Origin of the sequence: Micromonospora sp. MH33 (genome assembly GCF_003013775.1) — a bacterium.
GTDB lineage: Bacteria > Actinomycetota > Actinomycetes > Mycobacteriales > Micromonosporaceae > Micromonospora > Micromonospora fulviviridis.
The window spans coordinates 1-12,266 of sequence record NZ_MUYZ01000213.1; the positions used below are offsets into that span (position 1 = coordinate 1).

At 72.4% G+C, this 12,266-nt stretch carries 13 protein-coding genes and 1 other RNA gene; 4 read left to right on the forward strand and 10 right to left on the reverse strand.

What is annotated here, in order from left to right; genetic code table 11:
* Positions 1-1,003: thiamine pyrophosphate-dependent enzyme (locus B0E53_RS25725; protein WP_246835587.1), on the forward strand; the 1,003-nt coding region annotated here is incomplete at its 5' end.
* Here B0E53_RS25725 and B0E53_RS25730 read toward each other — a convergent pair.
* The 9 genes from B0E53_RS25730 to pruA form a co-directional block, all read right to left on the reverse strand.
* Entirely contained in the window at positions 1,000-1,980 is a 981-nt protein-coding gene (locus B0E53_RS25730) for a hypothetical protein (RefSeq protein WP_107078400.1), read from the reverse strand. The genes B0E53_RS25725 and B0E53_RS25730 overlap by 4 nt on opposite strands.
* 38 nt (positions 1,981-2,018) lie before the next feature.
* Positions 2,019-2,471 carry a hypothetical protein gene (locus tag B0E53_RS25735; RefSeq protein ID WP_107078401.1) on the reverse strand — a complete coding sequence of 151 codons (453 nt, stop codon included), beginning with the start codon at positions 2,469-2,471 and terminating at the stop codon, positions 2,019-2,021.
* A 474-nt stretch (positions 2,472-2,945) separates the two neighbouring features.
* Positions 2,946-3,321: a transfer-messenger RNA gene (ssrA, locus tag B0E53_RS25740) on the reverse strand.
* 104 nt (positions 3,322-3,425) lie between these two features.
* Entirely contained in the window at positions 3,426-3,905 is a 480-nt protein-coding gene (gene smpB, locus B0E53_RS25745; RefSeq protein WP_107078408.1) for an SsrA-binding protein SmpB, read from the reverse strand.
* A 134-nt stretch (positions 3,906-4,039) separates the two neighbouring features.
* Positions 4,040-4,915 carry a permease-like cell division protein FtsX gene (gene ftsX / locus B0E53_RS25750; RefSeq protein WP_107078402.1) on the reverse strand — a complete coding sequence of 292 codons (876 nt, stop codon included), beginning with the start codon at positions 4,913-4,915 and terminating at the stop codon, positions 4,040-4,042.
* A 65-nt stretch (positions 4,916-4,980) separates the two neighbouring features.
* Positions 4,981-5,661 (reverse strand): cell division ATP-binding protein FtsE, encoded by a 681-nt coding sequence (gene ftsE, locus B0E53_RS25755; RefSeq protein WP_013284225.1) that lies wholly within the window; start codon positions 5,659-5,661, stop codon positions 4,981-4,983.
* A gap of 118 nt (positions 5,662-5,779) precedes the next feature.
* The gene (gene prfB / locus B0E53_RS25760) at positions 5,780-6,901 is read right to left on the reverse strand and encodes a peptide chain release factor 2 (RefSeq protein ID WP_107078403.1); all 1,122 of its coding nucleotides are present in this window, start codon (positions 6,899-6,901) and stop codon (positions 5,780-5,782) included.
* Positions 6,902-6,946: 45 nt separating this feature from the next.
* A complete protein-coding gene (locus B0E53_RS25765; RefSeq protein ID WP_107078404.1) occupies positions 6,947-7,462 on the reverse strand; it encodes a PadR family transcriptional regulator in 516 nt (171 codons plus the stop codon).
* A 180-nt stretch (positions 7,463-7,642) separates the two neighbouring features.
* A complete protein-coding gene (pruA, locus tag B0E53_RS25770) occupies positions 7,643-9,271 on the reverse strand; it encodes an L-glutamate gamma-semialdehyde dehydrogenase (RefSeq protein WP_107078405.1) in 1,629 nt (542 codons plus the stop codon).
* Between the two features lie 424 nt (positions 9,272-9,695).
* Here pruA and B0E53_RS25775 point away from each other — a divergent pair, with 424 nt between their 5' ends.
* Complete coding sequence (locus B0E53_RS25775) at positions 9,696-10,718, forward strand: hypothetical protein (RefSeq protein ID WP_107078409.1); 1,023 nt, start codon at positions 9,696-9,698, stop codon at positions 10,716-10,718.
* Between the two features lie 12 nt (positions 10,719-10,730).
* Here the strand turns inward: B0E53_RS25775 and B0E53_RS25780 are convergent, their stop codons facing one another.
* Positions 10,731-11,240: a hypothetical protein gene (locus tag B0E53_RS25780; RefSeq protein WP_107078406.1), complete on the reverse strand. Its 510-nt coding sequence runs from the start codon at positions 11,238-11,240 to the stop codon at positions 10,731-10,733.
* A gap of 205 nt (positions 11,241-11,445) precedes the next feature.
* Between B0E53_RS25780 and B0E53_RS25785 the strand changes: the two genes are divergently transcribed.
* Both B0E53_RS25785 and B0E53_RS25790 read left to right on the forward strand, forming a co-directional pair.
* A complete protein-coding gene (locus tag B0E53_RS25785; protein WP_210406210.1) occupies positions 11,446-11,676 on the forward strand; it encodes a helix-turn-helix domain-containing protein in 231 nt (76 codons plus the stop codon).
* 96 nt (positions 11,677-11,772) lie between these two features.
* Positions 11,773-12,162 carry a hypothetical protein gene (locus B0E53_RS25790; RefSeq protein WP_246835588.1) on the forward strand — a complete coding sequence of 130 codons (390 nt, stop codon included), beginning with the start codon at positions 11,773-11,775 and terminating at the stop codon, positions 12,160-12,162.
* The last annotated feature ends 104 nt before the right edge of the window (positions 12,163-12,266 follow it).

Genomic DNA, 12,266 nt, shown 5'->3' on the forward strand with positions numbered 1-12,266 from the left:
CGCTCCGGCGCTGGTGCTCGGCGCGGCGGTGGACCGGGCCGACGCCTGGCCGGCCGCCGTGGCGCTGGCCGAACGGCTGGCCGCCCCGGTCTGGGCCGCCCCGGCGCCGGAGCGGGCCGTCTTCCCCGAGGGCCACCCGCAGTTCCGGGGCGTCCTGCCGTACGCGATCGGCCCGCTGGCCGAGGCGTTGCGCGGCCACGACACGGTGCTGGTGGTCGGCGCGCCGGTGTTCCGCTACTACCCGCACGTGCCGGGCGACTACCTGCCCGCCGACACCCAACTGCTGCACGTCACCGACGACCCGGACGAGGCGGCCCGCGCCCCGGTCGGGGAGAGCCTGCTCGGCGACGCCGGGCTGGCCATGACCGGGCTGGTGGAGCTGCTGCCGCAGGCGGACCGGCCCCCGCCGCCGGCCCGGGACGCCCCAGCCCCGCCGGAGGCCACCGACCCGCCGAGCGCCGACGCCGTCTTCGCGGCGCTGGCCGGGCAGTGGCCGGCCGACGGGGTGCTGGTGCAGGAGTCACCGTCCAACCTGGCCGCGCTGCGCCGCCGGCTGCGGATCGACCGGCCCCGGTCCTACTTCACGATGGCCAGCGGCGGCCTGGGGTTCGGCCTGCCGGCGGCCGTGGGCATCGCGCTGGCCGAGCGGGACACCGGCCGGGGCCGGCCGGTGGTCGCGGTGGTCGGCGACGGCTCGTTCCACTACTCGGTGCAGGCGCTGTGGACCGCCGCGCAGCTCGGCCTGCCGCTCGCCGTCGTGGTTCCGGTCAACCGGCAGTACGCGATCCTCAAGGCGTTCGCCGAGCTGAAGCACACGCCCGGGGTGCCGGCGCTGGACCTGCCCGGGCTGGACGTCACGGCGGTGGCCCGCGGCTACGGCTGCGCGGCCGAGGTGGTGGAGTCGCCGGACCGGCTCGGCCCGGCGCTGGCCGCCGCGCTCGCGGCCGACCGGCCGACCGTGCTGCCGGTGCCGATCAGCACCGACGTGCCGCGGCTCCTCTAGCGGCGTACGAGGAGCGGGGTGCCGCTGGCCACGTCGAGCACCGGCCGGTCGCCGAGGGGCGCCTTGAGCGTGACGCTCACCGGCTTCATCACGAGCTGCATCGTGCACGGTCCGGTCGAGCGGACCACCCCGCCGCCGAGCACCACCACGTCGTCCCGTTCCAGCACGAGCGGCGTGGGCTCCCCGTCGCAGGCGCCCGTCCCGACCCGGTAGTCGACCCGGTTGCCGGTCACCGCCAGCAGGTCCTGGGCCGCCACGATCCCGTCGTCCACCGGGCGGCTCGGCGCGGTTCCCTCCGGTGCGGTGCCGACCGCACTCGGCGCGACGGCGAGGCGGGCCACCCTCGCCCGGAGCCCCTCCACGGTGAACAGCCAGGCCGGCACGGTGGCCTCGCCCCGGCTGGTCCGCACCGGCGCGGTGCCCAGCTTCACCCCGGTGACGGTCAACGGCACGCACGCGGTGGCCGCCTGGGTGGCGACCGGCCCGTCCGGGCCGGGCTCGACGGTCGGGCCACCCTTGGGCCGCGGCGCCGGGGCCATCGGCCGCCCGTCGCAGGGCGGCGGGTCGCCCTGGTCCAGCTGGGCGTACGCCTCGGCGGCGCTGACCAGCGGGACCCGAAGCGTGCCGTCCGGGAAGCGGATCGTCCCGTCGGCGGGCCGGGCGGCCGGCAGGTCGATCTGGTCCCGGTACCAGCCGTTGAGGAAGGCCTGCTTCGTCTCGTCGGTGAAGCCGGGGTCGCCGGTCAGCACGGTGGCCTCGTCGAGCGGGACGTACCCGGTGCGCCAGGCGGGCCCGGGGCGCCACGCGTCGGCCACCTCGGTGGCCCGCTGGCCGAACGCCTCCCAGCGGTGGTCGGGGCCGGAGACCGACGGACCGCTCGGGTCGGCGGCCGGCGGGCCGGCAGGGTCGGCGCCGGGCGCGGCGCAGCCGGCCAGGACCAAGAGCGGCAGCCCGAGCAGGGCGAGGTAGCGATGCATACCGGTTGGACGCGGCGCTCCCCCGGCCGGTTCCCGGGTCAGTCCTCCCCGCCCAGGTCGGCCTGGTACGCCTCCCAGAGCAGGTTCGCGCCGCGCTGCCGGTGCCGGTCGAGCGCCCGCAACAGGTTCCGGGCCTGCTCCCGCAGCTCCTCGGCGGGCACCGCGGGGAGCCGTACCGCGTGCTGGAGCGCGGCGATCGCCGCGGCGATGGCGGCGTGCTCGCCGGCCAGCAGGCGTACGCCCCGGTCGAGCCGGGGCGCCTGGTGGAGCAGTTCGGCGTAGAGGCCGGCCGGCCCCTCGGTGACCCGGACGTGCTCGGCGAAGCCCTGCCGGACCGGGCCGAGGCGGCCGATCAGGTGCTCCCGCCAGCGCGGCTCCGCCGGTGCCGCGGCGAGTGCCCGGGCGAGGCCACGCACGTCGCCGGGGAGCGCCGGCCGGGGCGAGGGCACGGCGGTGACGGTGGACGGCTGCTGAATCGGATTGGTGACCATGGCACCTCCCGCGCTGCTGCGCTACCGCGTACAGCGATGGTGGACCCGAGCACCCGACCTGTCCAGGAGGGGCGGTCACCTCATCTGCCCCTTCCGCCCCGGCGGTCACAGCGGCCCCTACAGCCCCAGCGGATTGCCCGCCATGCTGCGCAGCCGGCCGGCGAGGGCGTGCGCGTCCGCGTCCGCGTCCCCGGCCCTGGTCCGGCCGGCCCACGGCGATCGCGTCGGCGAGCGCCCGCAGCTCGTCCGGGGGCAGGCTGCCCAGCCCCGGGCCCCGCGGCGGGATGGTGACGCGCCGCCCGGTGTTCCGGTCCCGGGCGATCAGGGCGGGCACGCGCCACCCGGCCCGCTGGCCGGACGCCGCGCCGTCGGAGAGTCGGATCCGCTCGTTCGTCACAGGCGGCAGCCTGGAGCCCAACGGGCCCGGAGACGACTGTGCGCCCCGGTCCGGTGGACCGGGGCGCACAGGTCAGGTGGTGGAGGTGCCGGGAATCGAACCCGGGTCCTTCGCCGCCTTGTCAGGGCTTCTCCGAGCGCAGCTCGCTATGCCTCTACTCGGCCCCTCCGATCACGCGAGCGAGTCGGTGTGACGGGCCCAGTCGCTGATTGATCTCGCCGCACGGACCCCGCGACCGGGTCCGGTTGGCCAGCCTTCTAGCTGATGCCGGCTAACTGGGTCGAAGGCGCTCCCAGGCCGACAGACTTGCTACTCGCCTCAGGCGGCGAGAGCGAAGTCAGCGCGATTGTTCTTGGCGCTTATTGGTTTCCGACGAACGATTCTCGAGACGACGTCGGCTTCCTCGGCTCGCTTCCCCTGCCGCAACGTACGAAGTCGAAACCAGTCACCCCCTCGACGGGCTGCCCCTGTCGGCAGCAACACCAAGCCTAACGCCTGGCGCAACCGGATTCATTCCGAGGCCGGCCGGAAGCCGGCACCCGGACAAACCGGAAGTTTCACTCACTCATGCCCTTGCCGCGCCGGCCCACCACCCGGGCGATCTCCCGGTCGGCGTCCCGCTTGGCCAGGTCCTGGCGCTTGTCGTACGACTTCTTACCCCGGGCCAGGCCGATCTCCACCTTCGCCCAGCCGTCGGAGAAGTAGACCTGCAACGGCACCATGGTGAGACCGCTCTCCTTGGTCTTGCCGAGCAGTCGGTCGATCTCCAGCCGCTTGAGCAGCAGCTTCCGGGTACGCCGGGGCTCGTGATTGGTCCAGGTGCCCTGGGTGTACTCCGGAATGTGCATGCCGTGCAGGTAGAGCTCGCCGTCACGTTCCTGGGCGAACGCATCGACCAGCGACGCCCGCCCGGCCCGCAGCGACTTGACCTCGGTGCCGGTCAGCGACATGCCCGCCTCGTACGTGTCGAGGATGGCGTAGTCGTGCCGCGCCTTCTTGTTGGAGGCGACCACCTTGCGACCCTTTTCCCGTGGCATCGGCGCCACCCCCTTCCCGGTCCGTCCGCGGCCAGCCACCGGCCGCGGAGCGAGATCATGCTACCCAATGACAAGGACCCTCCCGCGCCGATTATTTCCGGCGCGGGAGGGCCCTCGGAGAGCCGTACCGACAACTAGACCCGCAGGTAGAAGCGGAGCGTGACCCAGGCGGTCACCGCGCTGACCAGGCCACCGACGGCGGCCATCAGCGGGAACGTCAGGAAGATCTCGGACCAGGAGATCGGGGTGATCAGGCCCTCCAGGGCCGCCATCGAGCTCCCCGCCGCGAGTGTCTTCAGGGCGATCAGCGCGACGAGACCGAGGATCGAGCCGATCAGACCGGCGACCACCGCCTCCAGCACGAACGGCGCCTGGATGAACCAGTTGGAGGCGCCGACGAGCTTCATGACCGCGACCTCACGCCGCTTGCTGTACGCGGCCACCTGGATGGTGTTGGCGACCAGCAGCAGGGCGGCCATCGCCATCACGATCGCGATGACCAGCGCGCCGTTCTGGAAGCCGCTGAGCACGCCGAAGACCTTGTCGAGCAGCTTGCTCTGGTCGACGATCGTGTCGATGCCCTCGGAGGTCTTGTACTCGTCGTAGATCTTCTTGTACTGCTCCGGGTTGACCAGCGTGAGCCGGAACGACTCGGGCAGCTGGTCGGGCTTGACCGCGTTCACCAGATCGGGCGCGTCGGCGTACATCTGCTGGAAGCGCTTGTACGCCTCGTCCTTGTTGACGTACGTGACTTCCTTGATCATCGGGTCGGCCTTGAGCTTGGTCTCGAGGTCGGTCCGCTGCTGCTCGTTGACGTCGGTCTTCAGGAAGATCGAGACCTGGACGTTCTCGTAGTAGAGGTCCTTCATGTCGCCGACCTTCTGGTACAGAAGGCCGCTGCCGCCCAGCATGAACAGCGACACCGCCATGGTGATGATCATGGCGAGGGTCATGGTGACGTTGCGCCACAGTCCGACCAGTACCTCGGACAGGACGTACTTCATCCGCATCGGGATATTCCTCCGGCTCTCCGGCGTGAGGTGTTCGTCGTCAGGGTCTGCGGGTCGTCAGCGGCTCAGCCGTAGACGCCGCGGGCCTGGTCGCGCACGATGCGGCCGCTCTCGATCTCGATGACGCGGCGACGCATCTGGTTCACGATGTTGGAGTCGTGCGTGACCATCACGACGGTCGTGCCGGTGCGGTTGATCCGGTCCAGCAGGCGCATGATCTCGATCGAGGTGTCCGGGTCCAGGTTTCCGGTGGGCTCGTCCGCCAGGAGGATCAGCGGCCGGTTCACGAACGCCCGGGCCACCGCGACCCGCTGCTGCTCACCACCGGACAGCTCGTGGGGGTAGCGGTGCTCCTTCCCACCGAGCCCGACCAGCTCCAGCACCTCCGGTACGACCCGGCGGGCGACCGCCTTGGTCTTGCCGATCACCTCCAGCGCGAACGCCACGTTCTCGTAGGCGGTGCGGTTCGGCAGGAGCCGGAAGTCCTGGAAGACGCAGCCGATGGAACGCCGGAAGTGGGGTCGCTTCCAGGAGCGCATCGACGTGACGTCCTTGCCGTTGACGACGACCCGCCCCTTGTTGGGGGTGACCTCGTGCAGCAGCAGCTTGATGATCGTGGACTTGCCGGAGCCGGATGGACCGATGAAGAAGACGAACTCGCCCTTCTCGATCGAGACGGACACGTTGTCGAGCGAAGGCCGGGACGCCTTCGGGTACGTCTTCGTCACTTGCTCAAGCTGAATCACGGGTCGAGAGTCTACGCGGTGTAACCGGAGAGCCAAGCCCCCCGCCCCTCCGAAGCGAGTCGCGTCGTCGATTCAGCCGCTCAGACAGAGATCGACGACGCGCTCCGTCCGAGATCGATCACGCACCGTCAGCGGTCAGCTGCTGCTGCTTCCGCCAGCGGATACCGGCCTCGATGAAGCTGTCCAGCTCGCCGTCGAAGACCGCGGACGGATTGCCCGTCTCCTGCTCGGTCCGCAGATCCTTCACCATCTGATAAGGGTGCAGAACGTACGAGCGCATCTGGTCGCCCCAGGAGCCGGCGGCGTCGGTCTTCAGGCCCTGGAGCTTGGCCTGCTCCTCCTGCCGCTTGCGCTCCAGCAGCCGGGCCTGGAGCACCCGCTGCGCGGAGGCCTTGTTCTGCAACTGGGACTTCTCGTTCTGGCAGGTGACCACGATGCCGGTCGGGATGTGGGTGATCCGGACCGCCGAGTCGGTGGTGTTGACGCTCTGCCCGCCCGGGCCGGAGGAGCGGTAGACGTCGATCCGCATCTCGTTCTCGGGAATCTCGATGTGGTCGGTCTGCTCCACCACCGGCAGCACCTCGACGCCGGCGAAGCTGGTCTGCCGGCGGCCCTGGTTGTCGAACGGGCTGATCCGGACCAGCCGGTGGGTGCCGGACTCCACGCTGAGCGTGCCGAAGGCGTAGGGCACCTTGACCGTGAAGGTGGCCGACTTGAGGCCCGCCTCCTCGGCGTACGAGGTCTCGTAGACCTCCGTCGGGTAGCCGTGCCGCTCGGCCCAGCGCAGGTACATCCGGAGCAGCATCTCGGCGAAGTCCGCCGCGTCCACGCCGCCGGCGCCGGCCCGGATGGCGACCAGCGCCTCCCGGGAGTCGTACTCGCCGGAGAGCAGGGTGCGGACCTCCATCTCCTGGATGGCCTTGGTCAGCCCGGTGATCTCCGACTCGACCTCGGCCAGGGTGCCGGGGTCGGACTCGGCCTGGGCCAGTTCCAGCAGCACCCCGGCGTCGTCGAGGCGGGAGCGGAGGGTGCCGAGCTTGGAGATCTCGCCGTTGACGTACGACAGCTGCGAGGTCACCTGCTGCGCCTTGGCCTGGTCGTCCCACAGGTCCGGCGCGGAGGCCTCCTGCTCCAGGCGGGCCTTCTGCTCGCGCAGCTTGTCGACGTCGAGCACCGCCTCGATGTTGCGCAGGGTGGCGTCGAGTTCCTTGAGCTGTTCGGCGTAATCGGCAGCGGTCACGACAGACAAGCCTACTGCCTATGCTGGCCGGTCCGGCGCAGGTGGTCAGCCGACCGGGGCGCTCTTGAGCCAGGACAGCGCGGCCCGGTGGTAGGCGACGGCGAACTCGAGCGCGCTGGCGTCGTAGTCGTCGCCTTCCTTCTTGGCGTTCTTGACCTGCTCGCGCACCGCCGCCAGGGCCTCGGTGTGGTACTCGTTCGCCGAGGCGTACAGGTTCTTGAGCTGGCTCGCCGAGTGCAGGTTGCCGAAGGCGATCCGTAGCGCTATCGGGTTACGGATGGTGTCCCGCCCGGGGTTCTCCGCCAGCCAGCGGGAGAATGTCCGTTTCCCGGCCGCCGTGATCGCGTACGGCTGACTCAACCGCGGCCCGGGCTTGCCGAGCCGCACCAGACCCTTCTCGGCCAGGACGGGAAGCTCCCGGTAGACCTGGCTGCGGGTCATCGACCAGTACGGCGCCAGCCGGCGCTCAGCGGCGGCCATCAGTTGGCCGCCTGTCATCGGGCCGTCGTGCAGCAGGCCCAGCAGGGCCGCCGCCGTCGGGTTGACTCCGGATTCCGCCATGCCCTCTAAGCTGCCACTTTGTCGGACCTGGCGTCCAGGATTTGCCGTTTTCGCCACCCGTTGGGTCGTCCGATGTGCACTGTCGGCCGACGACAGTCCGCCGGGGACGTCCGGGCCCTCCCCCGGCCGGCCGGCCGGTCGCCGGTGACGCTGGGTGCGCACCGGCGACCGTCAGGCAGGTCAGCCCATGTGCGGGTAGCCGTGGTCCGTCGGCGGGACGAACGTCTCCTTGATCGTCCGCGGCGACATCCAGCGGACCAGGTTGTGCCAGGAGCCCGCCTTGTCGTTGGTGCCGCTGGCCCGGGCGCCGCCGAACGGCTGCTGCCCGACCACCGCGCCGGTCGGCTTGTCGTTGATGTAGAAGTTGCCGGCCGCGTACCGCATCTTCTCCGCCACCTGGTCGACCACCCGGCGGTCGGTCGCGAAGATCGACCCGGTCAGCGCGTACGGCGCGATCGACTCGGCCTGGTGGACCACCTCGTCGAAGCGGGCGTCGTCGAAGACGTGCACGCCGAGGATCGGACCGAAGTACTCGGTGGTGAAGGTCTCATGCGCGGCGTCCGAGCACTCGAAGAGGGTCGGCCGGACGAAGTAGCCGACCGAGTCGTCGGCGGTGCCACCGGCCAGGACCTTGCAGCTGTCGTCACCCTTGATCAGCTCCAGGGCGGCGGTGTGCCGGCCGAACGCCTTGTCGTCGATCACGGCGCCGCCGAAGTTGCTGAAGTCGGTGACGTCGCCGTAGGTGAGCGAGTCGGCGGTGGCGGCCAGCCGGTCGCGCAGCCCGCCCTCCCAGATCGACCGGGGGATGTACGCCCGCGAGGCGGCCGAGCACTTCTGGCCCTGGTACTCGTAGGCGCCCCGGATCAGCGCGGTGTGCAGGGCGTCCACGTCGGCGCTGGTGTGCGCCACCACGAAGTCCTTGCCGCCGGTCTCGCCGACCAGCCGGGGGTAGCCCCGGTAGCGGGCGATGTTGTCGCCCACGGTCTTCCACAGGTGCTGGAAGACCTTGGTGGACCCGGTGAAGTGGATGCCGGCGAGATCCGGGTCGGCGAGCACGACGTCGGAGACCTCCTCGCCGCGCCCGGTGACCATGTTGATCACGCCGGGCGGCAGGCCGGCCGCCTCGAACAGCCGCATGGTGAAGTGGGCGGCGAACTGCTGGGTCGGGCCCGGCTTCCAGACCACGGTGTTGCCGAGCAGGGCCGGCGCCGAGGGCAGGTTGCCGGCGATCGCGGTGAAGTTGAACGGGGTGACCGCGTAGACGAAGCCCTCCAGGGGCCGGTGGTCGAAGCGGTTCCACACGCCGGGCGAGGACATCGGCTGCTCGGCCAGGAGCTTGCGGGCGAAGTAGACGTTGAACCGGAGGAAGTCGATCAGCTCGCAGGCCGCGTCGATCTCGGCCTGGACCACGGTCTTGGACTGGCCGAGCATGGTGGCCGCGTTGAGGGTGTCCCGCCAGGGCCCGGAGAGCAGTTCGGCGGCGCGCAGGAAGATCGCGGCACGCTCCTCGAACGGCAGCGCCCGCCACATCGGCGCGGCGTCCTTGGCGGCCTTGACGGCGGCGCGGGCGTCGTCGTGGGTGGCGTGGCCGGTCACGCCCAGCACGTGGGCGTGCTTGTGTGGCTGGACCACGTCGATCGGGTCGCCGGCGGCCATCCGCTGCTCGCCGGCGATGGTCATCGGCAGGTCGATCCGCTCGGCGGCCAGTTCGGCCAGCCGCCGCCGGAGCCGCTCCCGCTCGGCGCTGCCGGGCTCGTAGGTGTGGACCGGCTCGTTGCGCGGCTCGGGTACGGAGAACACGGCGTCCATCACAGGCTCCTGTGCGATCTCGACGGCGGTGGCGAAATCGGACCCGCGGGCGCCGGCCGGGCGGCCGGGTGCCGGGCACCGCGGCGGACCGGTCGCGGCGGCGGGACCTCGGCCAATTCTTCCATGCGAGGGGCCCGGCCCCACCTCCACCGCCCCTGTTCGGGCCGCCTTCGTCGGCGCACCCGGACGCACCACCGCACACCGGACCGTAGGCGACAAGCCGCCCGCCCCCGACGAATCGTCGGTCCGCCTCACCGCTCGCCTGCGATCCATCGCCAGGCGATCAGCGAGCACCGGCCCCCAGCCAAGATCGACAGGACCGGACAGCCGGGTCCGGAGGGGGACCGGGAAGGCCGCGTACGCTGGATGACCGGTGACCTGCCCGGCCGTCGCGGCCGATCCGGCGTCCGTCGAGAGGGAGACGATGAGCAAGCAGCCCGGCAGCTCCACGGCCGCGGAGCCGGACCAGCCCGCCACCGAGCAGAGGGCCGGGACGCCGGCCACCTTCCCCTCGGACGAGACCGTCGGGGCTGCGCACGCCGGGAGCCGCCTCGCACACGCGCCCGGCGCCCTGGCGCTGGCCGTGCTGTCGCTCGGCTGGCTGGCCGCCATGCTCTGGTCCACCCGGGCGGCGATCACCTCGGCCGCGGCCGGGGTCACCGCGATCAGCCTCTCCGCGTACGCCCTGCCCGGCGTGATCACCGCCGCGCTGGTGGCCGGCGCCGCGGTCGCCCTGGCGGCGACCAACCGGCTGGGCCGGGCCACCCTGCGCTTCCTCGCGGCCGTCGGCGCCGGCCTGCTGGTCGGGCTCGCCGCCGCCGTGGCCGTCAACCTGACGTACGCCGACAACGCGACCACCAACACCATCGCCGGCACCACGGCCGCGGCGGCGATCATCGGCGGGGCGATGGCCGGGGCGCGCAACGCCCGGGTGGTCGGCGGGCTGGCCGCCGCCACGCTCGCCGCGCAGGTCTTCGTGGTGCTGTTCAGCCGCGCCCGGGACCCGCTCTCCGACCTGTTCGGCGCCGGGGACACCCAGGAGTCGATGCTCGACGCCGCGAAGTGGGTGTCCCGGACGGAGTCCCTCCTCGCCGGGCTGATCGCCGGCCTGGTGGCGTACCTCTACCTGGCCTGGGCCCGCCGCCGCGCCGAGCGGCGGGACGGCGTCGCCGCGGAGCTGCGCTGGCCGGGGTACCTGGTGGCCGGGGCCGGCGCGGGCCTGCTCCTGCTGCTCACCGAGGTGATCATCCGGGTCGGCGGGCGTGGGCTGCTCGACCTGGCCGCCGCGCTCAGCGAGGCGGACCAGGTGGCGCAGACGGCGCTCGGCACCTCGCGGGTGGACAACGGCATCTGGGTGCTCTTCGTGGGCGCGCTCACCGCGCTCATCCTGTTCGGCCGCACCCTCGGCCCGCGTGCCGTCGAGGACGAGGACGAGTCCGACTCCTGAGGCCCGCGGGCGTCAGGAAACCTCGCGCAGCAGCAGGTCCAGCTCGGTCACGTCGTACCACTCCAGCTCGTGGTCCTCGGCCCCGTCGACGGTGAACTGGGCGTCCGGGTCGCCGGCCTGTGCCTCCGCCACCACCTCGGCGGCGGCGGCCACGTCCTCGGCCGCCTCCGCGCCGTCCACGTGGATCGCGGCGACGGACTTCACCGGCACCGGTCCGGAGAGGCGCACCACGCTGGACCCCAGCTCGCCACCGGTCCGGCCGACCGCGCGCGCCGGCAGGTCCACCGAGACGACGACCCGCCGCCGGGGCGCGCCCGGATCGGCCCGGAGCAGCAGCAGCGCTTCCTGGGCGGCGCGGGTGAAGGCGACGTACTCCAGCTCCTCCTCGTCGCCCTCGGCGTACCACTCCCGCAGCTCCGGGGTGACCGCGTGCGCCTCCCCGCCGGCCAGGCCCTCCTCGCGCAGCCGGGCCAGCATGGGGACGGTCGCCGGCACGTACACCCGGACAAGCTCGTCGGTCACCGGTCTCTCCCCGCCGTCAGGCCCCGGCCGGCGGACGCCGGCTCCGGGCGCCGATCATGCCGTACGCCGTGACCGTCATACACCCCGCACCCGCCAGGGAGAAGTTCCACGCCGGTGTGTCCCCCGGCGGGATTCACCGTGGCGGGCCTGGGGCGGCCGCGCTACTGATGGCAAACTGAGGCAAACGAAGCCAACTCCGGGAGTCATCGTGGAGCCGAGGTTCCTGCTGCTGTCCGACGTGGCCGCCGAGCTGAACGTCTCGGACTCGCAGGTCTACCACATGGTGCGCAGCGGCGAGCTGCCCGCTATCAAGATCGGCGGCCGGGGCCAGTGGCGGGTCGAGCGTGCACGGCTGGAGGAGTACATCGAGCGCAAGTACGCCGAGACCGCCGAGTGGGTGCGCGGCAATCCACTCACCGAGCGCGACACGGAGTGACCCCACGGTGGCGCAGGGGCATTGACGGTCGGCGTTGCCCTGCCCGAGAATGAGGAACTGTCGGAGGCAAACGAAGGCAAACGCAAGGAACAGGGGTTGAGGATGGTCGACACCCGCCGCCCGCTGGCACCGCGTCCCCCGGTCCGGCTCCGGCCCGCCCCGCCGCTCGACCCGCCCTGCACCGACCAGGACCCCGCCTGGGGCGAAGCCTGGGGCAGCGTCGACCAGCTCGCGCTCGACCTCTTCGAGGCACGTCGGGACCCCGACCGTCCCGCCGGCAGGGCCGCCGACCGCCCGACCCGCCGTGCCGGTCGCTCCACCGATCGGTCCACCGGGCGGGCCGCCGACATTCGGCCGGCGCCGACCGGGCCGGGGCGCTCCGCCGGCCCGCCACCGGCCGCCCTGGTGACCGCGACCCCCGAGGCGGCGCGGGCGGCGCACCGGTCTGCCTCCCCGAGGCCGCCGCCCGAGCGGCCGCCGAGCTGACCCGCGCCGCCCGCCGGGTCGGCCCGATACGCCGCCGCACCGCCCGACCGGTCCTCCAGCTCCGCCGCCTGCGGGTCTGCGAGCCCCGCGCGGGCGCGGTCGAG

Excerpts from the sequence above, each read along its gene's own strand:
- B0E53_RS25730 (WP_107078400.1), bottom strand. The coding sequence starts at position 1,980 with ATGCATCGCTACCTCGCCCTGCTCGGGCTGCCGCTCTTGGTCCTGGCC.
- B0E53_RS25735 (WP_107078401.1), bottom strand. The coding sequence starts at position 2,471 with ATGGTCACCAATCCGATTCAGCAGCCGTCCACCGTCACCGCCGTGCCC.
- smpB (WP_107078408.1), bottom strand. The coding sequence starts at position 3,905 with ATGCCACGGGAAAAGGGTCGCAAGGTGGTCGCCTCCAACAAGAAGGCG.
- ftsX (WP_107078402.1), bottom strand. The coding sequence starts at position 4,915 with ATGCGGATGAAGTACGTCCTGTCCGAGGTACTGGTCGGACTGTGGCGC.
- B0E53_RS25765 (WP_107078404.1), bottom strand. The coding sequence starts at position 7,462 with ATGGCGGAATCCGGAGTCAACCCGACGGCGGCGGCCCTGCTGGGCCTG.
- pruA (WP_107078405.1), bottom strand. The coding sequence starts at position 9,271 with ATGGACGCCGTGTTCTCCGTACCCGAGCCGCGCAACGAGCCGGTCCAC.
- B0E53_RS25775 (WP_107078409.1), top strand. The coding sequence starts at position 9,696 with ATGAGCAAGCAGCCCGGCAGCTCCACGGCCGCGGAGCCGGACCAGCCC.